Source organism: Sorangium sp. So ce363, from assembly GCF_051520435.1.
In the GTDB taxonomy this organism is placed as follows: Bacteria; Myxococcota_A; Polyangia; order Polyangiales; family Polyangiaceae; genus Sorangium; species Sorangium cellulosum_B.
Genome location: NZ_CP150333.1, coordinates 3,051,514 through 3,078,487, shown reverse-complemented (window position 1 = coordinate 3,078,487; position 26,974 = coordinate 3,051,514). Strand labels below are relative to the sequence as shown.

The following is a 26,974-nucleotide window of genomic DNA, read 5'->3' as shown; positions in this document are numbered from 1 at the left end:
TTTTCGCCCGAAACGCCGCCCGCCGTGGAGCGCGCGATGACGTAGGATGGCGCGCGTTGGCCCGCCCGAAACGCCCGCCGTCAGGCCCCCACCCGCTCGAGCTGCCGGGCGACGCCATGCGCGAGATGGTCGAGCTCGCGATGGACCGCATCGTCCAGCACATCGAGAGCCTGCCGGAGCAGCCGATGCACGCGACGCGGGGAGGCAAGCGGGTCGCGCGCTCGCTCCGCGAGCCGCTGCCGGAGCGCGGCGTGCCTTATGAAAAGCTCCTCCGGAAGCTCTTCGGCAAGCTCATCCCGATGAGCCTGAACACGGCGTCCCCCGGTTACATGGGGTACATCCCGGGCGGCGGGCTCTTTCACGCGGCCGTGGCCGATCTGATCGCGGACGCGGTGAACAGGTACGTGGGCGTCTTCCAGGCCGCCCCCCTGCTCGTGCAGATCGAGGCGAACGTGATCGCCTGGTTCTGCGCCATGCTCGGCCTGCCCGAGGGCTCCGGGGGGATCCTCACGACGGGCGGCTCGCTCGCGAACCTCGTCGCGGTGATCACCGCGCGCCGCGAGCGCCTCCCGCCGGACTTCCTGCGAGGGACCCTCTATGCCTCGGAGGAAGCGCACCACTCGGTGACGAAGGCCGCGCTCCTCGCCGGCTTTCCGCCGGAGGCGGTGCGCGAGATCCCGGTGGACGGGCGCTTTCGCATGCGGACCGACGCGGCGGCGGAGGCGGTCGCGCGCGACCGGGCGCGCGGCCTCTCGCCTTTCCTCCTCGTCGCCTCCGCGGGCACGACCGGCACCGGCGCGATCGACGATCTGCCCGCCCTCGCCGGCCTCGCCGAGGCCGAGCGCCTCTGGCTGCACGTCGACGCGGCGTACGGCGGCTTCTTCGCGCTCACCGAGCGAGGGCGCGCGGCGATGCGGGGGATCGAGCGCGCCGATTCGGTGACGCTGGACCCGCACAAGAGCCTCTTCTTGCCGTACGGGACAGGCTGCCTCGCGGTGCGCGATCGCGAGGCGCTGCGGCGCGCGCACGCGCTCTCGGCGTCGTACATGCCGCCGATGCAGTCAGAGGACGATCTCGTGGATTTCTGCGAGATCAGCCCCGAGCTGTCGCGCGACGCGCGCGGGATGCGGGTGTGGCTGCCGCTGAAGATGCATGGAGCCTCCGTCTTCCGGGCCGAGCTCGACGAGAAGCTCACGCTCGCGCGCGGCGCCGCCGACGCGCTCCGGCAGATGGCGCAGCTCGAGGTCGTGGCGGAGCCCGAGCTGTCGCTCCTCGCCTTCAGGGCGCGCCCGCCCGGCGTCGACGACGGGCCGGCGCTCGACGCGTTGAACCGGCGCCTCCTCGCGCGGGTGAACGCGAAGCAGCGGGTGCTGCTCACGGGGGTGGTGGCCGGGGGGCGGTTCCTGCTGCGGATGTGCATCCTGAGCTTCAGGACGCACGCGGACCGGGTGAACGCGGGGCTCGCCGACATTGCGTCGAGCCTCGCCGAGGTGCTGGAAGAGCTCCGCGACGGGCCGCTTTCGCCCGCGCGCGGCGGCGATCAGCGCGGAGGAGCGGACGACGACTGAAGGGGCGCAACAGACGCGCTCGCCCGGCGCTGGCTCAGCTCGGTCTCGTGTAACAGCCAACCATCTCGACACCCACCGGCGAGAAGATTCCGAAGCTTGTCATGGCACTCACGCTGGCTTGGCTCCGGCGATCCCTTTACGATCGGGCCAAGGAGGTTCTTCATGCGCAAGCATCGATCTGTCTTGCTCGCAACGCTCCTATCGGCCGTCGCCGTCGCGATGTCCGCCGCGCCCGGATGCGGGGACGACGAGGCGCCGGCGCGGACAGGAAGCGATTTCCTCTCCAGCTATGCGAAGGCCCTCTGCGACCGCACGTTCGCGTGCTGCGACGCGGCGACCCGGGCCGCGCATGGCCTGGACGCGAGCTCCGCCGACGCGTGCGCCTCGCAGCTCGAAGCGATCCTCGTCGCCGTCAGCAGCGGAGGCGAGGTGAAGGGCACCTTCGTCCCGGAGAAGGCGGAGGCGTGCCTCGCCGAGGTGCACGCGGCCCCCTGTGCCGAAATTGAAGTACTGGGCGTGCTTCTGGGGGTGAACGCCGAGTTCACGCCGTCCTGCCGCGATGCGTGGGACGGCTCCGTGCCCGAGGGCGGGACGTGCGGCAACAACTGGGACTGCGCCCGGGACCGCTGCGTGCACACCGTCGACGCGAGCGGGCAGTCGACGTCGGCGTGCAAAGCGAGGGCGGCGGCCGGAGAGCCATGCTCGTCAAGATTCGACTGCGACGAGGCGCTCCGGTGCGACCAGCCCTCACCGCCCGACGCCGGGACGTGCGCACCACGGCTCGCCATGGGGGAGTCGTGCAAGGGAAGCCTCGACTGCCAGGAGGAGCTTCGCTGTAGCCAGGACGGGACGTGCCAGGCGCGCGAGCAGGCGGGCGGCCTATGCGCGTCGGACGAAGACTGCGCGGCCGGCACGGCGTGCGAGGGCGCCGCGTGCGCGCCGCTCGGCGCCGCCGGCGCGCCCTGCTCCGCCGATTCGGACTGCGCGTCCTTCACGTGCAGTGATGCGACGGGCACCTGCGCCGACGTCTGCAAGGGCGACTAATCAAGATCTCACGGGGATAGAGCTCTGGGCGACGCCGCCTGGTCGAGGAGCGTGAAGGCGCGGAGCACCTCGCTGACACTCCACGCCTGAGCGATGCAGCCGCGCGGCGCGAAGGGGGCGTCACCATCGAAGATCTCGCTGATCGAGCCGAGGCCGGCGGCATTGATGTGGTCGCCCATCGGCGCGAGCAGCCGGCGGGCTGCGTCGGGATCGCCATAAACGCGGAGGTGCGCCTCGATGAACGGGCCGATGAGCCAGGCCCACACCATGCCCTGATGGTAAGCGGAATCGCGGCGCTCCTGATCGCCGCCGTAGAACCCGTGATACGCGGGATCCGACGGGGCGAGCGAGCGCAGCCCATGTGAGGTCAGGAGCGCCCGCGCGCACGCGTCGACCACGGCGCGCTGTCGCTCGGGGGAGAGCGGGCTCTGGGGGAGCGACACGGCGAAGAGCTGGTTCGGCCGGAGCGCCGCCTCGGCGCCGGCGGGCCCGTCGAGGACATCGTAGCAGTAGCCCGCGGCGGCGTTCCAGAAGCGCTCGAAGGACGCGAGGGCCCTCGCCGCCATCCCCTGATACGGCTCGGCGGGCTCTCCGAGGCGGGCGGCGAAGGCGACCATCGCCCGCAGCGCGTTGTACCAGAGGGCGTTGATCTCGACCGGCTTGCCGATGCGCGGCGTGATCACGCGATCGCCGACCTTGGCATCCATCCAGGTGAGCTGGACGCCATCCTGCCCGCCGCGGAGCAGGCCATCGCCCGGGTCAACCTGGATCCCATAACGCGTGCCCTGGATATGCCAGTCGACGATCTCCCGCAGCACCGGGAACAGATCGCGCAGGAGCCCGTCGTCGCCGGTCGCCTCGTGACAGGCGCGGATGGCCTGGAAGTACCAGAGCGTGGCGTCCATCGTGTTGTATTCGGGGTGCGCGGCGCCGTCGGGGAACCGGTTGGGCAACATCCCCTGATCCACGAAGGCGGCGAACGTGCGGAGGATCGGCGCGGCGATGCTCGCCTGTCCTGTCGAGAGCGCGAGGCCGGGGAGGCTGATCATCGTGTCGCGGCCCCAGTCCTCGAACCAAGGATAACCGGCGATGACGCTCTTGCCGGGGCTGCCGCCGGGGGTCTGCGCGCGGTCCACGACGAACTGGTCGGCGGCGAGGACGAGCTGCGAGACCCAGCCGGGGGCGGCGGCCGTGCCCGACGGCCGCGCCCCGCTCCACGCCGAGAGGAGGGCCCGATCGCGCGCGCGGCGGCGCGGGAGGGCCTCCCGATCGACAGCGGTGGTGTCATCTCCGGCGGCGGCGAGGAACACCACCGTCTCGCCGGGCAGGAGGGTCGCCTCGAAGGTCGCGACGTGGAGGTGGTCGTCGCGGTCGAGGAGCCCGCGCGCCGTCTCGGCCGGGAGCGCGAAGCCGCGGTAGAGCTCCGTCGCGGGGGTGGCCGCGCCGCCTTCCAGCTTGAGGAACAGCGGCAGCGCGTCGCCGGCCGTGACGACGCGGACGCCGCCCGAAGCGGCGCTGACCTCGGCCGGCCACGCGACGGTGCCTGTGTTGTGGAAGACGCGGTTGTTGGCGATGGCGCGCGCGGTGAGGCGCAACGGCTCGCGCGCCTGGAGCGCGGTGTAAGCGACGTAGGTCGTGTTCTGGCCGTGCTCCATCCAGACGCGCTTTTCGAGCAGCGCGTCGGCGCAGGCGTAGCGCCAGCAAGGGATCGAGCCCTCGAGCGCGAAGTGCTCGATGTTGACGAAGCCGCTCGGCGCGACGGCGCCGCTCGCCCAGCGGTTGGTCGCGAGGTCCCACGCCGCGCCGCGGTAGGTGACGGTCTCGTCGAGCTTGACCAGCATCAGCCGCCGATCGACGGGCGGCCGGAGGGCGGCGACGAGCAGCCCGTGGTAGCCGCGCGTGAGCGAGCCGGCCACCGTCCCGGAGCCATAGCCGCCGATGCCGTTGGTGACGAGCCACTCGCGCTCTTCGGCGATCCCCAGGTCGCCGCAGATCTCCCTCCCCATCCCGACCATGCGCTCCTCCTCCGGGACTTCTATCGCCTACCGAACCGGCTCGACGCAACCCTCGAATTCGCCGACGGACCCTCGGTCGGCCTCGCTATCGGCCGATCCCTCCCGACACCATGTTGCCCCCCCCGCGACGCGCTATCGCTCGCCGACGACAGGCAGCGACCGGCGCGCCGGCGTGTCCTCGGAGGACGGGATGCGCGGCGGATCGGCCCACGACCCGAACCCCTGCGGCTTGGCTCCGGCGGGGTGACCGCCGATCGCCGTCCACAGCAGCCCCTCCACGTACGAGGACGGCGAGACAACGAACGTCACGTCCTTCGGCGCGGGGCCGTAGGCCTCGGTCCAGGCCGTGGGCAGCTCGTACCAGACGCCGGAATACCACATCTTGATGATGTTGCGGGCGATCGGCCCGAGCTTCTCGTGGCCGAAGATCTCCCGGCGCAGGAAGGCATCACGCGCCTGGCGGTCGCTCCCCTGCCCCGCCCCGCCGTGGATGGCGAGCAGCTCGTCCACCACGGCGGCGCCGACGACATCATCGGCGGCCTTCAGATACGCCTCGGCCTGCCCGGTCCCATGCAGGTCGAACACGGCAAAGGCGGTCACCTCCGCGGAGAAGGCGAGGAATCGATCGAGGCGGCTCGACGCCGCGCTCGCGCCGGCGACCGCGGCAGGGGCGTCCGCGGCAGGGTAGAGCTCGAAGGTCGGCGCCGCGGTGAACTCGCTGTTCGGCAGCGGGTTGCGGATCAGCTGGGTGATCAGGTTGCGGAACTCGAACATCTGCGGCACGGCGCTCATCAGCAGCGCCGGCTCGCCGTTGTAGGCCCGCGTCAGCGTCTCGAGGAACTTCGCGTAAGCGCGGTTGAAGGCGACCGCCATGTCATACAGCTCGGAGCCGGCCGGCAGCTCGGCCAGCTTGACATCCGTCTTGATGGGATACGCGCCCTTCCAGTCGACGGTGAACGCCGGCCCTGTCGGCTGGCCCGGCTGGTCACCCGGCTGGTAGTAGCGACCCTGGGTGAGCTGTTCGAAGCGGTAATAGTGCGACAGCTCCTTTTCCCGGTCGTAGATGCTGGACTCGGTGCCCTCGCCCTGCTCCATGATCAGGGTGATGGCCCGGCGCGCGCTGGCCAGATCGATCACGGGCAGCAGCTCGCCGCCGCCGGAATAGTAGTACTCCGGGGTGATCTGCCGCCCGCGATCGCCGATGAAGATCGTCTCGCCCCGGGCCTGCGCCTCCGCTTCCAGGCGCACGAGGCCGTCCTCGATGGCGGCGTAGAACTCGCCGATGCTATAGAACTGCATCTCGCAGTCGTCGGGGTTCACGCCCAGCACCGTGGCGCCGGCCGGGGCGGCGCGGCGGACGAGCCGCCCGCCTCCCTTCTTCGGCCGCTCGATCTTCTTGAAGGTCTCGATGGCCTCGATGCCGAAGGGGGCGATGTGGACCTGGAAGTCGGTCTCGCCGTCCGGCAGGTAGGCGGGGTAGCTGGGCACGAAGCCCTTGGCCGTCAGATCGGGCGTGCCCTTGACGGCGTTCATCAGGTTCGCCGCGAGGGTCAGGTGGAGCATCTCCTCGACCGCCACCACGCGCAGGATATGGACAGCGTCCGGGTTGCTCCCCGGCTTGATCGAGTAGAGCGCCGCGAGGTACGGCGGGATCGTGGCGTGCTCCAGCTGGAGCGCATGCTGCAGGTAATGGTGCAGCTCGGCGAGGGTCTCGATCCTGTTGCGCGGCGCGGGAGGTTCGGAGCGTCTGGAGTTGATCATGGGCGTACCTCCCGTCAGTGGAGCTGCTTGAGCATCGCGCGCGTGCTCCGGTAGCAGAGCGCGGCGAGGGTGAGGGTCACGTTGGCGGTGCCGACCGAAGGCATGCTGCCAGCGCCGACCAGATAGAGGTTTTCATGATCCCAGGAGCGCTGGTCGGTGTCGACGACCGAGGTGCGCTTGTCCGATCCCATGATGTGCGTGCCGGCCAGGTGGTTGCCCCCCCGGATGGCGTACCCCTCGCCCTCGTAGGCGACATAGCCGTAGTCGCCGGGGTCGTACCGGGAGAAATCCACGACGCCCAGGCGCGCGAACATGGTCCTGGCGAACTGCCGCGCGTAGGCGGCGCCGCGCATCGTGTACTCCGGCACCGTGAACGAGACCACCGGGCGCATGTTGCCGAGGCGGTCGGTGTAGCGCGGATCGACGGTGACTCGGTTGCTCTCGCTCGGCAGCACCTCGAGCATGAACGCGAACAGGAGCTGGCGCGAGATGCGGTCGACGAGCCCGCGGCGCAGCTCGTCCCCGAAGTGGTTGTGCTGGTCCACGAGCTCGGCCAGATCCGTGAAGGGCGAGCCCGTCGCCCACCCCCAGCCGTCGTTGTGGATGTCCACGCTGAAGGCCGCCTGACTCCGCCGGAATGGCCCCGTGCGCAGGTCGATGATGCCGCCGGTGCAGCTCGTGCCGCGCGTGGTCCCGCAGACCTCGGGCATCAGCCCCCAGCTCAGCAGGTAGGAGTGGTCCATCAGGTTGCGGCCCATCAGCCCGCTGCTGCTCCGGACGCCCGAAGCCAGCAGGAGCCGCGGGGTCTCGATGGCGCCGGCGGCGAGCACGAAGATCTTGCCTTTGACGGTCACCGTCTCGTGCTCTGACGACTGCGGGTCCTTGTAGACCTTGACCTCCAGCGCGGTGACGCGCCCGCTCTCGGGATCGATCACCACCTTCGAGGCGACCGCCTGGACCATCAGGTCGACCCGCCCTGTCTCGAGCGCCTTCGCCAGCGTCTTGCCGGAATGATACCGCGCCTGCACCGGGCAGAGCGGCACGCAGTTGGTGTTGCCCTGGCAGCGCTCCCCCTCCTCCACCTGATGGGTGTTGACGGCGCCCACCGGCACGTAGCCCTTGCCGCCGTCGTATGCGGGGTTGGGAACTCCGTTGCGGGCCTGCGGGTACGCGCGGATCCGGATGGAATATGCCTGGTCGTGCAGCTTGACCTCGGTGCCGTCGATGCCCTTGCCGACCCTCTGGTCCAGGTAGGACAGCGGCAGGCCCTTCATCGGGTACACGTAGCCTTCGGGGAAGCGGAGCCCCAGGTACGTCTGCTCCCGGACGTCGGCGGAGACGCCGACCTCGCGCTCGGCCACCTGGTAGTCGGGCTCGATGTCCTCGTAGCTCAGCGGCCAGTCGACCCCCTGTCCGAACAGCGTGCGGACCTTGAAGTCGTCCGGCAGCATGCGGGGGGTCTTCGCCTCCCAGTGCATGGTCGTCCCGCCGAACACGCGCGTGTAGTTGGTGTCGGTGACGTAGGGGCCTGATTGCACGACGTAGGGAGCCGGGTCGGTCTCGCCGGGCTGGAGCTTGCGGAGCTCCGGGCTGCGCGGCATCCGCGCGTTCGGGTTCTCGGGGAACGGCGACTGGTTGTCCTTCGACGACGCCGCGAAGAAGTTGGCAAGGTAAGATTCATAGCCGGAGATCGACCGGTTCGTCCCCGCCCCCGCCTCCAGCAGCAGCACCCGCTTGCCGGCTCGGCTTAGCTCGTTGGCCACGATCGCGCCGGCGATCCCGGTGCCCACGATCACGGCATCATAGCCGTCATCGGCGGCCACCGCGCTGGCGTCCGTCCGCAGCGCCGTGTCAATTTTCAACAGCACGTCCCGCCCTCCCCATGTGGATGATGCCCCCCGATGTCCTAAATCAGAAGAGTTCGGTCGCTGTCAACCGCTTCATTGTATCGGTCACGTGACACAGGGATCGAGGCTCCAGTCGCTGTAATGAGAGCGGGTCGACGCACGACGCAGGCGCACCGCGGCGTTCCCGTCCGCGCCTGCGCGTGGATGCAGCGCGTTGAGGCCGCCTTTCCGCCAGGGGACAACAAGGCCCACTCGCAGATACAATAACGAGGAGTTCCGAAGAGTTGGTGGCTACACCCGGCAGGGACGGCGGCTCGCAGGCGTGGGCCGGGGAGGCTGCGCGCGGGCGCGGGCGATCGTGGCGCGCCTGTGCGGGAGTGGTGGTCACGAATCATCCAGGGCGCGGCGTCGGAGCGCGTTGCGCGAGTTCTATGGCGTGGGGCCGGCATCGGCGATCATTCACGCTGTTGAAAAGACTCGTTCGCCTCGGTGGGGCTCGCCGCCGTCGCCGCCTCCCTCGCCGCCCCGGCCACCGCAACCGCCTCTGTACGAGCGGAGCCCTGGTAACATTTCTGACCGGGATCCCCGGTGCGCCACAGCTCCCCGCCCAGGGGGGTTCAGCCGCCGGCCCGCAGCTCGACGAGCAGCTCGTCGCAAACGGCGATCCGCGGATCGGCCGGATTGCACACCCACCCGCCGATCACCGGCAGCGCGATCTTGGTGCCGCTCGGCCCGTGGGTGAACACCGACATCGTGCCGACCTCCAGCGCCCAGTCGGCGGGCTCCGGCGCCGCGAAATCGGCGACCTTCTCCAGGCTGCCCTCGACGCGCTCCTCCTCCCCGCTCGCGAGCGTCCAGATCCGCCAGTCCTTGGCGCCCACGCGTGCGGCGACTCGCCTGCCGTCGAGCGAGAACCGCGGCGCCGGCTCGGAGAACCGCGGCCGCCGGCCCGACATCGTCGCCTGGCCGCAGCGCCGCACCATCGCGCCGTCCTCGGTGCGGACCTCGATCTGCCCGCCCTGCTGCACCGCGAGCATGCTCGCGTCCTCGGCCATCCCCAGCGCCCAGCCGGCGAGCTCGAACGTCACCGTGCGGATGCAACGCCCGTGCGGCAGCTCGTGCAACGCCACCGTCGTCTCTTCCTGGCGCAGCGCCGCCAGGCGCGACCCCTCGCGGTCGTACGCCAGCGTGTACCAGTGCGGAAAGCCGAGCGGCTCCTCCATCACCAGCGGCTCCCCGCTGCGCGCGTCCCACAGCTGCAATCCGCCGTGCGTGCAAATCAGGTGACGTGTCCCGAAGTGCAGCCACGGCTGCGCCGGTCCGCCCTCCAGATACGGTTCCAGCTCTGGACTGAGCCGCGCGATGCGCCGCCCGGTGCGACCGTCGAGCAGCTCCCTGCCGCACAGCAACCGCTCGCCGCTCGGATCGAAGCGCGGCGGGAACCCTGGCAGCGGCGGCCGCGTCCTCTGGCGCACGAGCTCCGCCAGCGACCAGATCCGCAGCGCCGCCCCGACCGTGGCCACGTGTTTGCCGCTCGGCGAGAGGCAGATCGCATGGCCGCCGATCGGCAGCACGTGCGCGCGGCCGTCGATCCACCCGATCGTCCCGCTGCGGTACGTCGATACCACCATCTGCCCGCCGCCATCGGCGACATCGGACACCGGCGAATCGGTCGCGAGCTGCCGCTCGACGGCCAGCGTCTCGGGATCGACGACGTACACGAATCCTCCGGCGTATTCGTCGAGCGTCCCGTATACGATGAGGCGCGAGCCGTCGGCCGAGAGCTGCGCGTACGCGCTGCCCTCCTCCGGGCACGGCAATGCCACCCGCAGCGCGCCTTCCGACCGGACCAGATACGCCGGCCCCCACCCGTCCGTCACGAACCGCGGATACGCCGGCGCGGCCGCGTCGTCGGGCGGCTCCGGCTCGATCACGGCGCGGCTCTCGGTCCAACGCCAGCGCAGACGCTCCCGCCGGCGCTCCTCGGGCGGCTGCGCGCTCGGGTGCAGCCGCCTCGCCGTCAGCACCACCTCGTCCTCCGACGCGAAGCGCGGCACCTGCAGCCCGGCGAGCGACAGCTCCTCGTCGGAGTACAGCTCGGCGAGCAGACCGTCGGGCATCGGCAGTCCGCGCAGCGGGCGGATCCACGGGCGCCCGCGCGCTGCGAGCTCCTTCGCCCACGCTTGGTGGAGCGATGCCAGCGCCTTGACGCCGAACGTCCGCGTCAACAGGCAGCTCCCCAGCGAATCGGGGTACTGCGTCCACAGCCTGCGATCGGCGTCCAGCGCGCGACGGATCCGCGAGCGAACCGCCTCGTCGCGCAGCTCCGCCAACCACGCCTCGACGGAGCCGGCGGCGAGGGCGGACTCGAGCGCAGCGAGGGCGGCAGGCATGCCTCGTTTATCGCACGGACCCGCCCAAGTGAGCAGTCGTTCCCGGGCCTCCTCGCCACCTCCGCGCGCGCCAGCGAGGAGCGCCGTGAGGAGCAGGCAGGGGGCCTTCATGGTACGACAAGCACACTGTGCCCCAACCGACGTGGGCAGGCGGGCTCGCGGCATGCTCGATCGAACGCGCTTCACATGCGCGATGGGCCTCTGGTAAGTACCATGGGATGTTGCCGGCCCTAGGGCGGGAGGTCATGTGGCAGACCCTGAATCTCCTGTAGACTCGCTCCAGGCGTTCTTCTCGTCCTGTCCCGACATGCTGTTCGTGGCAGAGCTGGATGGCCGGCTGCGGCGGACCAGCGGCGCCTTGGAGCGCGCCCTGGGGCCGGTCGCCGCGCGGGGGGCAACGCTCGCGTCGCTCGTCGACGAGGAGGCCGACGCCAGATCGTTCGAGGCCGCCTGGAGCCGGCTGCGGGCGTCCGGCGATCCCGTGCAGCTGGCCGTGTGCTTCCGCGACGCGCACGGCGGCCGCAGGACGCTCGCGTGCAGCGCGACCCGGTCGCCGTCGGGCGACGCGGTGTACGGCTCGCTCCGCGGCGTCCTCACCCGCACCCCGGAGCCGAGCCCGCGCAGCAGCCTCAAGGCGCGCGTCCTGGACCACCTGGCCGAGCACGTGTCCATCGGCATCTGGACGACCGACCGGGAGGGAGTCCTGCTGTTCAGCGAAGGCAAGGGCCTCAAGGACTGCAACATCGAGCCGAACCAGTTCGTCGGGATGAGCGTCTTCGAGCTGTACAAAGGCTACCCGATCACCGACAGCGTGCGGCGTTCGCTCGTCGGAGAGCAGACTCACTCTCACGAGGAGGTGCACGGCTATCACTGGGAGAGCTGGGTCGTGCCCTTCCGGGGGGACGCCGGCGAGATCGAGGGGGTGCTCGGGATCTCGCTCAACGTGACGGAGGCGAAGAACGCCGAGGCAGAGCTCCGGTCGCAGCTCCAGCAGATCGAGAACCAGCGGCAGGTGATCCGCACCTTGTCGATGCCCATCATCGAGGTGTGGAGCGGCGTGCTCACGCTCCCGATGGTGGGCATCGTGGACAGCGTGCGGACGGCCGATATCATGGAGAGCCTGCTCGGGCGCATCGTCGAGAAGCAGGCGCGCTTCGCCATCCTGGATCTCACCGGCGTCGAGATGGTGGACACGAAGGTCGCGAGCCACCTCATCGAGCTCGTCACCGCGATCCGGCTGCTCGGCGCAGAGGGCATCGTGGCGGGCATCAAGCCGAACGTCGCCCAGACGATGGTCGCGCTGGGGCTCGACCTCTCGCAGATCACCACCCAGCAGAACCTTCGGGCTGCCCTCGGCCATTGCATCCGCAAGATGAGCGCAGAGCGGCAGCTCTCGCCGGTGCGTGCCGACGCGGCCGCCGGGGGAGCGCCCTCCCGCTAGCCGAGGAGCGCTTCGCTGACCGCCGCGCGACGGGCAGGACCGGCGCGATTGGAGCGGTCCGATCATCGACACGCGCAGTCGACCGAGAGGGTGTAGCTGCCTTCGGCCCCGGCGTAGCCGTCCACCACCAGGTAGGATGTCTGACCTGGCGCGTTCGTCCAGCGCACGAACTCGACGGTCTGTAGATCCAGCGGGGTCGAGGAAGCCATCTCGTTCGACCGGATGGGGTCGCAGGCGGACAGCAGCAGCAGGTCCAGGTCCCTCGCGAGGTCCTCGAGCGTTGCGACCATCGTGCACTCGGTCGTCGAGGAGAAGGCATAGACCGTCTCACGCCCCGACTCGGCACGAGCGGTCCGGCCGTAGCCCGTCCACATGTTCGCGCGCCCCTGGCTCGTCGTGCTGTGATTCAAACGATCGCCACACGAGATCGGTAACGCTCCCCCACACGGGTCGGCCGCACCGTCCACGCCCCCGCCCGCGACGCTGCCCCCGGCGCCGCCCGGGTCGCCGCCGGCGCCGGTGCCGCCGTGGCCGCCCTCGGCGCCGGCCGTTCCCGCCGAGCCGACAGCGCCGCCCTCGCCGCTGTTCGCGACGGATCCGCCGGCACCGCTGCCGCCACCGGTGGCGCCAGAGCCATTGCCGGCAGCACCACCCGTCGCGGCCGCCTCGTGCACATCGTTGCCGCACGCTGCAACCATGAAAACCGCGCAACCAAGAGCCAAGTGGAGTCGAAGCACGTTGCCTCCTTCCGTTCCGCCTGCGCCCCGCAGCATATCATGCCAATTCGGTGATCTGCCCCGAGGCGCTCCTCGCCGAGAGCGGCCTCCTGCGCGCTATGCTCGGTCATGCTCGCGTCCAGAGGTCGCCTCGTGTCCAGCGCGGACATCGCAGCGCTCATGCTCGTTCTCCTCCTGCCAGCCGCGTGCGCTCACGGCCCGGCAGCGCCATTCGCGGCGCCGTCGCGGCCCGCCGACATCGCGGCGCTGCGGCTCGCGGACTGGCAGCCCATACCGCTTCTGGCGCTCGACCGCACCGCGATCACCCACCTGGCCGTGCCCGCCGTCGATGTCCACACGCACCTGCGCCGGGTCGTCGACGTGGCGGCCGAGGTCGCGCGCATGGATGCGTTCCACGTCGAGACCATGGTCAACCTCGATGGCTCCTCGGGCAAGCGCCTGGTGCGCGAGCTCGAGCGCTTCGACCGCGCCTATCCAGGGCGCTTCCTGACCTATGCCAACCTCGACCTCACGCTCGTGGGCGCCCCGGGCTGGGGCGAGCGCGTGGCCGCGCAGCTCGCGACCGACTTCGAGGCCGGGGCCAAGGGGCTCAAGATCTTCAAGGAGCTCGGGCTCACGGTGCGCACGCCCGAGGGCCGGCGCGTCGCGCTCGACAGCCCGGATCTCGAGCCGGTCTGGCGCACGTGCGCGCGCTACCGCCGGCCCGTGCTCTGGCACGTGGCCGACCCGGCGGCGTTCTTCGCCCCGCTGGACGCGAAGAATGAGCGCTGGCACGAGCTGCACGAGTTCCCGAGCTGGTCATTCGCGGACAGGACGCGCTTTCCAACGCGCGCGCGGCTCTTCGAGGAGCGCAATCGCGTGCTCGAGCGCCACCCCGACATCACCTTCGTGGGCGCGCACATGGCCAGCTCGTCCGAAGACCTGAAGCAGCTCGCGGGCTGGCTCGATCGCTTCCCCAATCTGCAGGTCGACATGTCGGCCAGCATCAGCGAGCTGGGCCGGCAGCCGCGCGCGGCGCACCGCTTCTTCGTGCGCTACCAGGATCGCGTGCTCTTCGGCACCGACCTCAAGAGCGCCAAGACCGCAGGCTACGAGGTCTACGCGCGCTTCCTCGAGACCGAGGACGACTACTTCGATACCGAGGCCGCGAACGGCCGCCAGGGGTCCTGGAGGATCTACGGTATGCACCTGCCCGCGCCCGTGCTGCAGAAGATCTACCGCGACAACGCGCGCCGCCTGCTCTGGCATGCAGATCCCGATCGGCTCGCGGCGCCCCCGTGACGCTCGGCGCCCGGCGCGACACACGATGTTCCGTCCGGCGCGACACGCGTTGTGCGCCGTTCCGCCCGTCACAAGCGTTGTTTTACTTGCCGTTCATTCCGTCGTCTGCTCGCTCATCTCCGCTCTCGCCCTGGCCGAGGCGAAGCGCTCGATCGCCATGCCGGCGGCCATCGCCCCGACGAACGCGAGGACGGCGCTCGATCCGGTCACCAGCGAGACGAGCGCCGGCCCCGGGCAGTACCCGGCGAGACCCCAGCCGACGCCGAACAGCGCGGCGCCAGCGACGAGGCGCGCGTCGATGTCGGCGCGGGTCGGGACGGCCGCGCGGTCGGCCAGGAGGGGAAACCGCGGCGCGCGGGCAAGGCCGGCCGAATCGACGCCGCCCTCGCGCCGCCGCCAGCGAAGGACGCGGTAGGCCAGGAAGTGCACGGATACCGCGCTGGCCATCACGAACGCGAGGCTCGGGTCCCAGCCGCCGGCCACGTCGAGGAAGCCGATGACCCTGGACGGCTGGGTCATGCCGGCGACGCCGAGCCCCACGGCGAACAGCAAGCCGGCGAGGAACGCGACCGCGCCCTGCCTCATCGCGCTCCCCCGAGCAGGTGCCGGCTGACGTACACCGTGATGGCCGCGGTCGCGATGAACGTCAGCGTGGCGACGAGCGACCGGACCGACAGACGGCTGAGGCCGCAGACTCCATGGCCGCTCGTGCACCCGTTGCCGAGCCGCGCGCCCCAGCCGACGAGCAACCCGGCGACGATCACGAGGCCGAGCGACCCGCCGCCCCCCGCTGAGGGGAAGGCGAGCGGATGCGCGGCGACGAGCGCGAGGCCGCCGAGGAGGAGGCCCGCGACGAACGCCGCGCGCCAGGCGGTATCGCCAGGCTTCCGGAAGAGGAGCCCTCCGACGATGCCGCTGATGCCAGCGACCTTCCCGTTGAAGAGCAGGAGGAGAGACGCGCCCAGGCCGATGAGGGCGCCGCCGAGGAGGGGGCCTATCACGGTGAATTCATTCACGATGTGACCTCGCTGAGACACCGGTGGCCAGCATAGCAATGCGCGTCATCCACGGAAGACGAACCACCACGCGGTGCGCAATTCCGGAGCCCGCTCGGCGGTTGTCGGCCGGCCCGCCGGCTCGCGCGCCCCCTGCCCCGTCCGCCGCCGCTCGCGGCGCAACCGCTGCTGCGAGCGCGCGGCGCCACACCCCGCCTGGATCGCCGCCCGACAGAGCGGGTGGGGCTGGGAGCGGGCGTATCACACACGGCGCCGGCGGACGGCCGAGATTGTGCCGGGTCCCAGAGGTGCTGGTGTATACTGACGGCCGATGGCCCACGCAGGCTCGGACGCGGCGGAACCGGCTTCATGGCGCAGGATTCCGCGCGTCGGGGATGTCGTCGGCGGCAAGTACCGCGTCGAGCGGGTGCTCGGCCGCGGCGGCATGGGGATCGTCGTCGCGGCGCACCACATCTCGCTGCGCCACCGCGTCGCGCTGAAGTTCCTGCTGCCCGAGGGGCGCACCACGCCCGGCGCCACGGAGCGCTTCTTCCGAGAGGCGCAGGCCGCGGCGGCGATCGCCAGCGAGCACATCGCCCGCGTCATCGATGTGGGGCAGACCGACGACGATCTGCCCTATTTCGTGATGGAGTACCTGAATGGCATCGATCTGGAGGCGCTGCTCGAATCGCGGGGCCCGCTGCCCGTGGAGCAGGCGGTCAGCTACGTGATCGAGGCCTGCGAGGCGCTCGCCGAGGCGCACTCGCTCGGGATCGTCCACCGCGACCTCAAGCCGGGCAACCTCTTCCTCGCGAGCCGCAAGGACGGCTCGAACCTGATCAAGGTGCTCGACTTCGGCATCTCGAAGGCGTCCGAGGAGGGCGTGCTCGGCTTGAACGCCCAGCTGACCGCATCCGCCGTGGTGCTCGGCTCCCCCCGCTACATGTCGCCGGAGCACATCCGCAGCACCCGGACGGTGGACGCCCGCAGCGACATCTGGGCGCTCGGCATGACGCTCTATCAGCTCCTGACAGGGCGGCTGCCGTTCGAGACCGAGTCCGTCTCGGCGCTGTTCGTCAGCATCGTGACCGACGTGCCCGTGCCCCCGCGCAGCCACCGGCCAGAGATCCCGCTCGCGCTCGAGTGGGTCATCCTGATGTGCCTCGAGAAGGATCCGGCGCGCCGTCCCCAGACGATCGCCGAGCTGGCCACGCTGCTCGAGCCGCTCGGGTCGGAGTCCGCGCGCCAGACGGTGGCGCGCATCCTGCGCAGGGCGATGGGGAACGAGGCCGTCGACGCGCCGCCGGCGCCGGACCGCCTGCGGGCCATCGACGAGGAAGCCGAGACCCTGACCGGGCCGATCGGCCCCACGCGTGGGTCCCGGCACAGCTTGAGCGAGCAGGCGAAGGAGCGCGCCTCCTCGATGCCACCCACGCAGGCGTCCGTCGCTCCACCCGCCCTCGCGACGGCGGCCTCACCATCGATGCCGCCTGCGCGGGTGTCCGTCGCTCCTCTCACGCTCACCGCCACGGCCTCGCCGTCGGTGCCGCCCGCGCGGGTGTCGGTCGTTCCTCTCACGTTCACCGCGGCGGCCTCGCCGTCGGTGCCGCCCGCGCGGACGTCGGCTGCCGGACCTCCCTCCGTGCACGCGTTGCCCCCGGACGAGTCGCTGGCGCCGACGGCGGCGCCGTCCAGACGGGGCGAGCGCGTCGCCGCAGGGGATCCACAGGGGCGGCGCCGGCGAAGCATGGTCGCGCCCCTCGCGGCGGCGGCGCTCGTGGCGCTCCTCGGGGGCATGGCGGCGACCGCGTGGCTCGGGCGCGGCGCGGCGCCGGCCGCGGGCGCGCCGCCTGCCGGCGAGGCGGCCTCGCAGGTCGCGCCGGCGCAGGGCGAGCCTTCCGCGCCCTCGCGCGAGGATCCCGGGCCTTCGTCCCTCCCGCCGTCGGAGGTCGCCTCGCCGCCCACAGCCGCGGCGGCCGCCGCGGCGAGCGGGTTCGCCACGGCCGGCGCCGCGCTCGCGCCGCTCGGCTCGGCGAGGGCGGGCCGCCCGCGCGCGGTGCTCGCGCCGTCGTCGCCGTACCCGGCCAGCAGCGAGCCGGCGCCGACGAAGGCGACGCGCCTGCGCGAGCACCGCTAGCTGCATGCGTCGAGCGCCCTCGAGCACGCGCGCTCGCCGGTGGAGGCTCGCCGCGGTGCCCCTCCTCGCAGGCGCCCTGCTCCAGGCCCCCGCCGCCCGCGCCGACGGCGAGGGCCAGGCCGACGAGGCCGACCTCCACTTCGACCTGGGCCGCGACCTCTACAAGCAGGGGCAGTTCCAGACCGCCCTCGAGCACTTCCTCGCGTCGAACCGGCTCGTGCCGAACCGCAACGTCGTCTTCAACATCGCGCTCACCTACGAGGAGCTGGGCCGCTTCGCGGACGCGCACCGGTACTACGACGACGCGCTCGAGGGCGAGGCCGACCCGGAGGTCGTCGCCGAGGTCCAGGCCGCGCTCCAGCGGATCGCGCCGCGCGTGGCCGTGCTCCAGATCGTCACGTCGCCGCCCGGGGCCAGGATCTACGTCGATCGCAAGGACCTCGGCGCGCGCGGCACGGCGCCGCGCCGGCTCGCCATGTCCGAGGGGCGCTACCGGATCCTCGTCGAGCTCGCGGGCTACGAGCCCGTGGCCGTGGACGACGTCCCGGTGAAGCTGGGGCAGAGCAAGGAGGTCCTCATCGTGCTCCGCCGCATCGTCGGCACCGTGCGGGTGGACGTGCGCGGCGCGAGCGAGGCCACGGTGCACGTCGACCACGACGGCGCGCCGCCCGCCTGCACCGCCCCGTGCGATCTCGATCTGCCGCCGGGCCGCCACGTGCTCCATTTCTCGCGCCCGGGCTTCGAGGCGGCGCCGCAACCGCTGACCGTCGCCGCGCACGAGACGGTGCCGATCACGGCGACGCTCAGCCCGCTCACCGGCTCGATCCTCGTGCGCGCCGACGAGCCCGACGCCCTCGTCGAGATCGACGGCCGCCCCATGGGCTTCACGCCGTCGGTGATCCAGGGCGTCGCCGTGGGCCGGCGCCGCGTCCGCGTCAGCCTGCGGGGCTTCGCGCCCGTCGAGCGGACGATCGAGGTGACGGCCGGCCAGCAGGCGGAGCTGCGCGACGTCACGCTGGCGCCGCTCCGGGAGGTGTCGTCGGCCTCGCGCGTCCTCGAGCGCCTGGAGGACGCGCCCGCATCCATCAGCGTCATCGAGCAGCACGAGCTGCGCGCCTTCGGGTACCCGACCATCGCCGAGGCGCTGCGCGGCACGCGCGGCATCTACCTCTCGAACGATCACGTCGTCTACTCGGCCGGGATCCGCGGGCTCGGCGAGCCGCTCGACTACGGCAACCGGCTCCTCGTCCTCTCCGACGGCCACTCGACGAACGACAACGTGCTGAACGCCTCGTTCGTGGGCTCCGACGCCCGCGACGACCTCCACGACGTGGATCACATCGAGGTCGTCCGCGGCCCTGGCTCGCTGCTCTACGGCACGGGCGCGCTCTCGGGCATCGTCAACCTCGTCCCGCGCGGGCGCGACGAGCCCACGAGCGCGCACGCGGCGGCCGGCACCTACTACGACGGCGTGGGCCACGCGCGCGCCGGGTTCCACTACAACGCCCGCAGGGACGCGGGCGTGCGGGCGAGCGTCACCGGGGCGCGCTCCGACGGGTTCGACGTCCCGGTGGCGCTGCGGGACCCGGGCGAGGGGCCGCGCGTGCAGATCGCCGAGCGCGCCGAGACCTTCCGGGCCGGCGGCACGTCCGGGCGCGCCTGGTACGGGCCGTTCACGGCGCAGTGGATGTACCACGCGCGCGAGCAGCTCGTCCCGATCGGCTACGTGGGCACGCGGCTCAACGACCTCGGGACGAGCTACGAGGACGCGCACATGATGGCCGAGGTGCGCTTCGAGCCGCGGCTCACGCCCGACCTGCAGCTCATGGCGCGCGCCCACGTGAATCGCTTCGTCTGGCACGGCGCCTATGCGTTCGACGAGGCGACGATCTTCGAGCAGCAGCACGGCACCTGGCTGGGCGGCGAGCTCAGGGCGGCGTGGACGCCGCTCCCCTGGTTGAGGGTCACCGGGGGCGGCGAGGTGCAGGCGCACCCCGAGGCGACGCTGAGCAGCGTGTTCACGGACGGCCGCGCGCGCACGAAGCCCGTGCCGTACCGCTTCGGCGCCGGCTACCTCATCCTCGACAGCTCGCCCGCCCCGTGGGTCCGCCTCTCGTGGGGCGCGCGCCTCGACGTCTACAGCACGTTCGCGCCGATCGTCGTGCCGCGCGCCGCGGTCATCCTCCGGCCCGCGCCGGGAGGGGTCCTGAAGATCATGGGCGGGCGCGCCTTCCGCGCCCCGAGCATCTCCGAGCAGTTCTATACCGACGGCAAGACGCAGGTGCCCGCCGTCGACCCCGAGCGGGGCCTCGTGCTCAAGCCGGAGTCCATCGCTTCCGCCGAGATCGAGTACTCGCAGCGCCTCGGCGACGACTGGACCGCGCTCGGCGCCGTTCACGCGAGCAAGCTGTCGGACCGGATCACCTCCGCCGAGGACAGCCCCGGCGTGCCCGGCGTGGTGCGCTACGTGAACAGCCGTCGAGACGCGTTCGTGGCGGGGTGTGACGTCGAGCTCCGCCGCGAGTGGCGCCAGGGCTGGATGCTCGCGGCGACGTACGGCTACCAGCGCGGCGAGCTCAGGCGCGGCGAGCGGCTGATCAACGCGCCGGAGCACCTCGCGTCGTTTCGCGGCGTCGTCCCGGTGGTGGAGCGGCTCGCCGCCGCGGGGCTCCGGATCAACCTGGAGGCGCCCCGGCGCATCGGCCGCAGCTCGGCCGACGAGACAGCGGGCGCGATCGTCGCGGACCTCACGGTGTCCGGGGAGCTCCAGCGCTTCCACAGCCGCTATGTGATCGGCATCTACAACGCGATGGACACGCGGTACGACTACCCGGCCGCGGAGAGCTACCTCTCGGCCACGAGCCGGCAGAACGGCAGGACCTTCCTCGCCGAGATCACCGTCAGCTATCCCTAGTTCTGCGTGTCAGAGATCCGTGAGGGATGTTGCCGGCGGCGAGCGGGCTGCGGAGGTGGTGCCTTGTCTCGCCGCGTAGCCCACCGAAGCGGGCGGCCCGGAGAGGAGTGACATTGGGCGGCGGCGGATCAGCGGCTGCGCCTCTGGCACGGCACGCGGCCGAGCCCGTCGCCGGAGGCGAAAGCGGGTGTGTTGGCCTGTAAGGCTCGCCATGCATGGTAGATGCCAGAAAGTGTTAGACTCCACCATGGGAGGGCTCATGCTACCGAGGCTACCTCACCAAGCACCCGTATGACGAGCCCGCCCCCTCCCTTTCCCTATACGATCGGCGAAACCGTCGCCGAGGGCCGCGGGGCTGCCGTGTACCGCGCTGTTCGAAACGCCGACGGCCATCCGGTGGTCCTCAAGGTGCTCGACCCAAGAAGCTGCCGGCCGAAGGACCTCGATCGGCTCAAGAGGGAGTACGAGACGGGCAAGATGCTGGATGTCGGGACCGTCGTCAGGCCCCTCGCCCTCGAGATGTACGAGGGGAGGCTCGCCCTCGTCATGGAAGACTCTGGCGCAGAGCCGCTCGATCGACTGCTCGGGGCGCCGATGGAGATCGGCAGGTTCCTCGAGATGGCTGTTCGCATCGCAGGGGCCGTCTCCGACATTCACCAGCGAGGCGTGGTCCACAGAGATCTCAAGCCCGCGAACATCCTCGTGAATTCCACCACCCGCGAGGTGAAGATTGCCGATCTCGGGCTCGCCTCACGGCTTCCCCGCGACCACCAGGCCGCGCAGCCAGCGCGCCTCATCGAGGGCTCCCTCCCTTACATGTCGCCCGAGCAGACAGGGCGGATGAACCGGGGGATTGATAGCCGCAGCGATCTGTATTCCCTGGGTGTCACGTTCTACCAGATGCTCACGGGAAAGCTCCCATTCCAGGCTCGCGACCCGCTGGAATGGATCCATGGTCACATCGCTCGCGCGTTCGCGGCGCCGTCCGACGTGGTCCCCGAAGTGCCCGAGGCGGTCGCGCGCATCGTGATCAAGCTCCTCGCGAAGATGCCCGAGGAGCGCTACCAGACCGCGCGCGGCCTTCGCTGTGACCTGGAGAGGTGCTTCGAGCTATGGAGCTGCCGTGGCAGCATCGAGCCTTTCCCCTTGGGCGAGCAGGACGCGTCGGACCGCCTCCAGATCCCGCAGAAGCTCTACGGGCGCGACGAGGAGATCGGGGTGCTGCTGCGCGCCTTCGAGCGCGTGTTGGACACCGGATCTCCTGAGCTTGTGCTGATATCCGGCTATTCGGGCATCGGCAAGTCGACGCTGGTCCACGAGCTGCACAAGCCGGTCGTCCGGAAGCGTGGATTGTTCGCCTCGGGGAAATTCGATCAGTACAAGCGCGGCATCCCTTACTCCACGCTCGCTCAGGCCCTGCAGGAGATCGTGCTCGAGATCCTCGCCGACACCGGGGGGATCGCGGCCTGGAAGCAGCGGTTGCTCGAGGCCCTCACGGTCAACGGACAGCTCATCGTGGAGTTGATCCCGCAGCTCGCTCTCGTCATCGGCCGGCAGCCGCCGGCTCCCGAATTGCCGCCGGTCGAGGCGCAGAACCGGTTTCGCATCGTCTTCCGGAACTTCATCGGGGTGTTCGCCCGGAAGGAGCACCCTCTCGCGCTCTTCCTCGACGATCTCCAGTGGGCCGATTCGGCGAGCCTCGGACTCCTGGAGGATCTGATGACGCACCCCGAAACGGGCCATCTCCTCGTCATCGGTGCTTACCGCGACAATGAGGTGCCCCCCTCGCACCCGGTCATGAGGGCGCTGGACAAGGTGAGGAGGGAGGGCGGGCGCGTCCTTGACATCGCGCTCGGCCCGCTCTCCCGCGAGCACCTGGCCGTGCTCGTCAGCGGCATGCTCCACTGCCGGCATGAAGACGCCGCGCCGCTGTCGGCCCTGGTCCACGAGAAGACGGCCGGCAACCCCTTCTTTGCGATCCAGTTCCTCACCGCTCTCCACGAAGAGCGGCTGATCGAATTCGATTCGCATGCGGGCGCCTTTCGGTGGGACATGCCGAAGATCCGCGCCAAAGGCTTCACCGACAACGTAGTCGACCTGATGGTCGACAAGCTCGCGCGGCTCCCTGCTGGTACCCAGGAAGCGCTGAAGCAGCTCGCCTGTCTTGGGCACGCCGCGGAGGTCGGCCTCTTGACGACAGCGTACGGCCGCTCGGAGGAGGAGCTGCACGCGGATGTCTGGGAAGCCGTCGGCGCGGGGCTCGTCCTCCACCAGGAAGGCACGTACAACCAGGAAGGCACGTACAGGTTCCTCCACGACCGCGTCCAGGAGGCGGCCTACTGGCTCATCCCGGAGGAGCTGCGGGCCGCAGTGCATCTCAAGATCGGCCGGCTCCTCGTGTCTCATCTGCCTAGAGAGGCCGTCGAGGAGCGGGCTTTTGACGTCGCGAACCAGCTCAATCACGGCGCCCACCTCCTCACCGACCCACGCGAAAGGGAGGCGCTGCGCCGGCTCAACCTCCTGGCAGGGCTCAAGGCAAAGGCTTCGGTCGCCTTCGCTTCGGCTCGCAGCTATCTGGCCCAGGCGATAACACTACTGCCCCCGGACGCCTGGCGCACACGGTACGAGGACACGCTCACGCTCTACCTGGAGCTCGCCGAATGCGAGTACCTCGCCGGCGACTTCCAGCGGGCCGACGAGCTGGTCGACCTGATCCTTCAGAACGCACACGCGAACCCCGACCGGGCCAGGGCCTACCGGCTGCGCATGCGGCTCTATCAGATGGCCGGACGACACCGCGACGCCGTGACGGTGATGCTCGAGGCGCTGCGGCTCTATGGGGTGACGCTCCCGGAGCCCGACGAGGAGATCCAGGTGGCCGTGGAGGCCGAGATCCAAGAGGTCCCGATCAACCTGCGCGGGCGTCGCATCGCCGATCTCGTCGATGCGCCCGTGGCCACCGACGAAAGCGTGCGGGCGCTCATCGGTCTGGTCGCCGAATCGAGCCCCCTCATCTACTCCGTGCGACCGGCGCTCTGGGCCCTGCTCACCGCCAAGGGAGTGAACGTCTCCCTACGATGCGGACACGCCGAAGAGTCCTCCTTCGTCTACAGTTGTTACTCCATGGTGGTAGTGTCAATCCTCGACGACATTCCATGCGCGTTCCAGTTCTCCGAGATGGCGCTCAGGCTGAATGAAAAGTTCAAGAGCGTCACAGCCAAGCTAAAGGGGAAGCTGCTCTTCCACCATGCGGGCGTCATCAATTTCTGGCGCAGGCACTATGCGACGAGCCTTCCGCTCATGGACCAGGCCTTCCTCGATTGCCTCACCGTTGGAGATCTCATCTGCGCCGGCTACTTGACGTACAACATGGTATGGCTTCTCCTGGAGAACGGCGACCCGCTCGATCGCGTCATTGACGTCGCGCGGAAGTACACCGCGTTCGCCCGGCAGACCCACAACGATGTGGTGTACCATGTAGTCCGGCTTGAAGAGCAGTTTGCGGTGAGCCTGAAGGGAGCGACGCAGGCGTCCACGAGCTTCAACGACGGCGCCTTCGACGAGGAGCACAGCATCGCGATCCTCGAGAAGGCGGGCTTCGGCCTTGGAATCGCCGTTTATCATATCATGAAGCAGATCGCGGCGTTCACCTATGGACGACATGCCGAAGCGCTGGCGTCCGCAGCCAGCGCCGCGCTGATGCAGCACCAAGTGGCGTCTCTGGCGATGGAGGCGACGCACCACTTCTACCACGCGCTCACGCTGACGGCGCTCCACGCCCAGGCGTCTGCCGAGCAGCGGCAGCAATTCGCGCAGACCCTCGAGGAGCAACTGCGGAGGCTGAAGCTCTGGGCCGACAACTGCCCCGAGAACTTCCAGAGCCGCTACGCCATGGTATCAGCCGAGGTCGCACGCGTCGAGGGCCGGGACCTCGACGGCATGCGCCTCTATGAAGAGGCCATCCACGCGGCGCGCGACAGCGGCTTCGTCCACAATGAAGCGCTTGCCTGCGAGCTCGCGTCTCGGTTCTACCGAGCACGAGGGTTCGAGCGCATCGCCGATACGTACCTGCGCGAGGCCCGCTCCTGCTACGTGCGCTGGGGGGCGGACGGCAAGGTGAGGCAACTCGAAACGCTCTATCCGCAGCTCCTCGAGCAACGGCTGCTCGCGCCCACCGCCACCTTCGCGGCGCGCGCGGAGCACCTCGACCTGCTCTCGGTCGTCAAGGCGTCGCAGACCATCTCGAGCGAGATCCTCCTGGAGAAGCTCTTGCGAACGCTGCTCGAGCTCGTCCTCGAGCAGGGAGGTGCCCAGAAGGGCTGCCTCATCCTTGTACGGGGTAGCGACCTGACGATCGAAGCGGAAGCCGCGACCGAGGAGCGACAAGGGACCGTGACGAAGGTTCTGCATTCCTTGTCGGTGTCCTCCTCCGCGCTCGTCCCCGCCTCGCTCCTCCACCACGTGCGGCTCACCAAGGAGCGGGTACTCCTCGACGACGCCGCCACGAAGGCCGGCAGGTTCTCGGACGACGAGCACATCGTCCGACAGAAGCCGAGGTCGGTCCTCTGCGCTCCAATCTTGCGGCAGGCCGAGGTGATCGGCCTGCTTTACCTCGAAAACAACCTCACCACGCACGCGTTCACGCCCGAGCGGCTTCTCGCCCTCGAGTTGCTCGCCACGCAAGCGGCCATCTCGCTCGAGCACGCGCTCTTGCTCGCCAAGGAGCGAGGGGCGCGGGCGGCGGCAGAGGCCGCGGAGAGGCGCACGGCGCTCCTCGCCCACGAGCTGAAGACACCGCTGACAGGCGTCCATCTCAAGCTCGACGCGCTCACGCGATCGATAAAGCATCAAGAGACGGTATCCTCGTCCTGGTTGTCGTCCTCGCTCACGTCCTTCAAGCGTCAGCTCGGTCGACTCAACATGTTGATCGACAGCCTGCTCGACCTCTCGCGCGTCCAGGTGGGGCGGCTCGTCCTGACGTGTGAGCCGGTGGACCTGACGGCGCTCGTGCAGGACGTCGTCGGGAGGCTGAGCGAGCAGGCGGCGCTGGCAGGATGTGCGCTCCACGTCCAGGCGATACGCGCTGTCTGGGGCCAGTGGGATCGGCTGCGGCTCGAGCAGGTTGCGACGAACCTGCTGACGAACGCCCTGAAGTACGGAGCTGGAAAGCCGGTTCGGATCGTCGCCGACGCGGATGGGGCCGTCGCTCGCCTCTCGGTCTTCGATCAGGGGATCGGGATATCTGAGCCCGACCAGCGGCGCGTGTTCGAGGCGTTTGAGCGCGCGACGGGGATTCATCAAGCGCAGAGCCTCGGACTCGGCCTGTACCTTGTTCGGGAGATCGTACGAGCGCATGGCGGGCGCGTGCATCTTCACAGCCGGCCAGGTTCAGGAACAACGTTCACCATCGAGCTGCCCATCGAGCCGGGGGGCGAGATCAGCCTCGAGCAGCCATCGTGAGAAGGGAGGCGAGCGGGCACTGCGGACCGCGGGCGACGCTCCGCCTGGGGGACATGGTGTGACATGGCATGTCAGAGTGGGAGCCGCCGCGCCACGAATTCTCTCGACGGATGAAGAACGTTCAGGTTCAATTCCGTTGGTATGCAAGTTTCTGCCGGATTGCAGCAAGACATCGAAGCCGTGAAGCTTGCGAGCAAGCGAGTGCGCCTCTTTGAGCGGGCGCCGCTCGCGATCGTCGAGTATGGCTGCGATCTCACGATCGAGGACTGGAACGAAGCGGCTGGACGGCTGCTCGGCTATGCGCGGGAAGAGGCGCTCGGCCAGCGCATGGATGAGCTGCTACCCGTGCCCGGTGACCCGGACGCCTGGCGGCGGCTCCTCGGAGAGAACGACCCCGCGCCCCGGGTGTGGGCCCACGCGCGCAAGGGCGGCGACGAGGCGCTCTTCGAGTGGAGTTACGAGCGCCTCCTCGACGAGCGCGGCGAGGTGAGCAGCGTTGGGGTCTTCGGGCAACGTGTGACGGAGCAGATCGAACAGCGCCACCTTAACAGGGAGAAGGAGCGGATCCTACACACGATCACACAGGCTCTGCCGAGTGTCCTCTGGGCCGTCAATCGCGCCGGCATCTTCACGCTCCACGAGGGCAAAGCGCTCGATCGGGCTGGGCTTGCGCAGGGCCAGCACATCGGCAAGAACGCGTTCGAGCTCTACGCGGAAAGCGTCGAGGGGGTTGAAGTGCTGCGGCGGGCGCTCGCCGGCGAGCCGAACCACTCGGTCACCCAGGCGCACGGGCTGTTCTGGGAGAACTGGCAGCTACCGATCCGAGGCGAGCATGGCGAGGTGCACGGGGTCGTCGGCTTCTCGCTTGACGTCACCGACGCAAAGAACACGGAGCTGGAGTTACGGAACCAGCTGGACCTCATCGAGCGGCAGCAGCAGGTCATCCGCGACCTGTCAACTCCTATCATCCAGGTCTGGGACGGCGTGCTCACCCTGCCCATGGTCGGGATTTTGGACAGCGCGAGGACCGCGGATGTGATGGACGTCCTGCTCGACGCGATCACGCGTACCCGCGCGCGTTACGCCATCCTCGACCTCACCGGCGTCGAGGTGGTGGACACGAAGACCGCGAGCTACCTGATCGAGCTCGTCCGTGCCATCCGGCTCCTGGGCGCGGAGGGCATCGTCACGGGCATCCGGTCGAACGTCGCACAGACCATCGTGTCGCTCGGGCTCGATCTGGCCGACATTGCCACCTTCGGGAACCTCCGGGCGGCGCTCCAGCACTGCATCCGGGGGATGAACAAGGAGCATGCGGCGAGCACGCCGCAGCAGCGATGATGTCGTGCCAGGGCGCGCCAAGCGGGCGGGTCAGTGCCTT

14 protein-coding genes and 1 pseudogene are annotated in these 26,974 nt (G+C 70.1%); 8 read left to right on the top strand and 7 right to left on the bottom strand.

Annotated features, from left to right (window positions below; genetic code table 11):
• Positions 1–56: 56 nt before the first annotated feature.
• Together WMF12_RS11960 and WMF12_RS11955 are read left to right on the top strand one after the other, a co-directional pair.
• Complete coding sequence (locus WMF12_RS11960; protein ID WP_437870825.1) at positions 57–1,568, top strand: pyridoxal phosphate-dependent decarboxylase family protein; 1,512 nt, start codon at positions 57–59, stop codon at positions 1,566–1,568.
• Between the two features lie 162 nt (positions 1,569–1,730).
• The gene (locus WMF12_RS11955; RefSeq protein ID WP_437870824.1) at positions 1,731–2,612 is read left to right on the top strand and encodes a hypothetical protein; all 882 of its coding nucleotides are present in this window, start codon (positions 1,731–1,733) and stop codon (positions 2,610–2,612) included.
• Positions 2,613–2,620: 8 nt separating this feature from the next.
• Here WMF12_RS11955 and WMF12_RS11950 read toward each other — a convergent pair whose 3' ends face one another.
• The 4 genes and pseudogenes from WMF12_RS11950 to WMF12_RS11935 all read right to left on the bottom strand — a co-directional run bounded on the left by WMF12_RS11950 (position 2,621) and on the right by WMF12_RS11935 (position 10,628).
• A complete protein-coding gene (locus WMF12_RS11950; protein ID WP_437870823.1) occupies positions 2,621–4,627 on the bottom strand; it encodes an amylo-alpha-1,6-glucosidase in 2,007 nt (668 codons plus the stop codon).
• Between the two features lie 651 nt (positions 4,628–5,278).
• Positions 5,279–6,388: pseudogene (locus WMF12_RS11945) on the bottom strand (ferritin-like domain-containing protein); the annotation flags it as partial.
• A 14-nt stretch (positions 6,389–6,402) separates the two neighbouring features.
• A complete protein-coding gene (locus WMF12_RS11940; protein WP_437870822.1) occupies positions 6,403–8,256 on the bottom strand; it encodes a GMC family oxidoreductase in 1,854 nt (617 codons plus the stop codon).
• Positions 8,257–8,852: 596 nt separating this feature from the next.
• On the bottom strand, positions 8,853–10,628 hold the full coding sequence (locus WMF12_RS11935; RefSeq protein ID WP_437870821.1) for a WD40 repeat domain-containing protein: 1,776 nt from the start codon (positions 10,626–10,628) through the stop codon (positions 8,853–8,855).
• Between the two features lie 247 nt (positions 10,629–10,875).
• Between WMF12_RS11935 and WMF12_RS11930 the strand changes: the two genes are divergently transcribed.
• On the top strand, positions 10,876–12,069 hold the full coding sequence (locus tag WMF12_RS11930) for a PAS domain-containing protein (protein ID WP_437870820.1): 1,194 nt from the start codon (positions 10,876–10,878) through the stop codon (positions 12,067–12,069).
• Positions 12,070–12,131: 62 nt separating this feature from the next.
• On the opposite strand, the gene WMF12_RS11925 is transcribed toward WMF12_RS11930, so the two are convergent.
• On the bottom strand, positions 12,132–12,767 hold the full coding sequence (locus WMF12_RS11925) for a hypothetical protein (protein WP_437870819.1): 636 nt from the start codon (positions 12,765–12,767) through the stop codon (positions 12,132–12,134).
• A 171-nt stretch (positions 12,768–12,938) separates the two neighbouring features.
• On the opposite strand from WMF12_RS11925, the gene WMF12_RS11920 reads away from it, so the two are divergent.
• On the top strand, positions 12,939–14,087 hold the full coding sequence (locus WMF12_RS11920; RefSeq protein ID WP_437870818.1) for an amidohydrolase family protein: 1,149 nt from the start codon (positions 12,939–12,941) through the stop codon (positions 14,085–14,087).
• Between the two features lie 93 nt (positions 14,088–14,180).
• Here the strand turns inward: WMF12_RS11920 and WMF12_RS11915 are convergent, their stop codons facing one another.
• Entirely contained in the window at positions 14,181–14,672 is a 492-nt protein-coding gene (locus tag WMF12_RS11915; protein ID WP_437870817.1) for a DUF6691 family protein, read from the bottom strand.
• On the bottom strand, positions 14,669–15,103 hold the full coding sequence (locus WMF12_RS11910; RefSeq protein ID WP_437870816.1) for a YeeE/YedE family protein: 435 nt from the start codon (positions 15,101–15,103) through the stop codon (positions 14,669–14,671). Before WMF12_RS11910 ends, WMF12_RS11915 begins: the two co-directional genes overlap by 4 nt.
• Positions 15,104–15,413: 310 nt before the next feature.
• Between WMF12_RS11910 and WMF12_RS11905 the strand changes: the two genes are divergently transcribed.
• From WMF12_RS11905 to WMF12_RS11890, 4 genes are all read left to right on the top strand, one after another.
• A complete protein-coding gene (locus tag WMF12_RS11905; protein WP_437870815.1) occupies positions 15,414–17,219 on the top strand; it encodes a protein kinase domain-containing protein in 1,806 nt (601 codons plus the stop codon).
• A gap of 55 nt (positions 17,220–17,274) precedes the next feature.
• Positions 17,275–20,133, top strand: coding sequence for a TonB-dependent receptor domain-containing protein (locus WMF12_RS11900; protein ID WP_437870814.1), 2,859 nt, complete (start codon positions 17,275–17,277; stop codon positions 20,131–20,133).
• A 291-nt stretch (positions 20,134–20,424) separates the two neighbouring features.
• The gene (locus tag WMF12_RS11895; protein WP_437870813.1) at positions 20,425–25,593 is read left to right on the top strand and encodes an AAA family ATPase; all 5,169 of its coding nucleotides are present in this window, start codon (positions 20,425–20,427) and stop codon (positions 25,591–25,593) included.
• Positions 25,594–25,773: 180 nt separating this feature from the next.
• Entirely contained in the window at positions 25,774–26,934 is a 1,161-nt protein-coding gene (locus WMF12_RS11890; protein WP_437870812.1) for a PAS domain-containing protein, read from the top strand.
• The last annotated feature ends 40 nt before the right edge of the window (positions 26,935–26,974 follow it).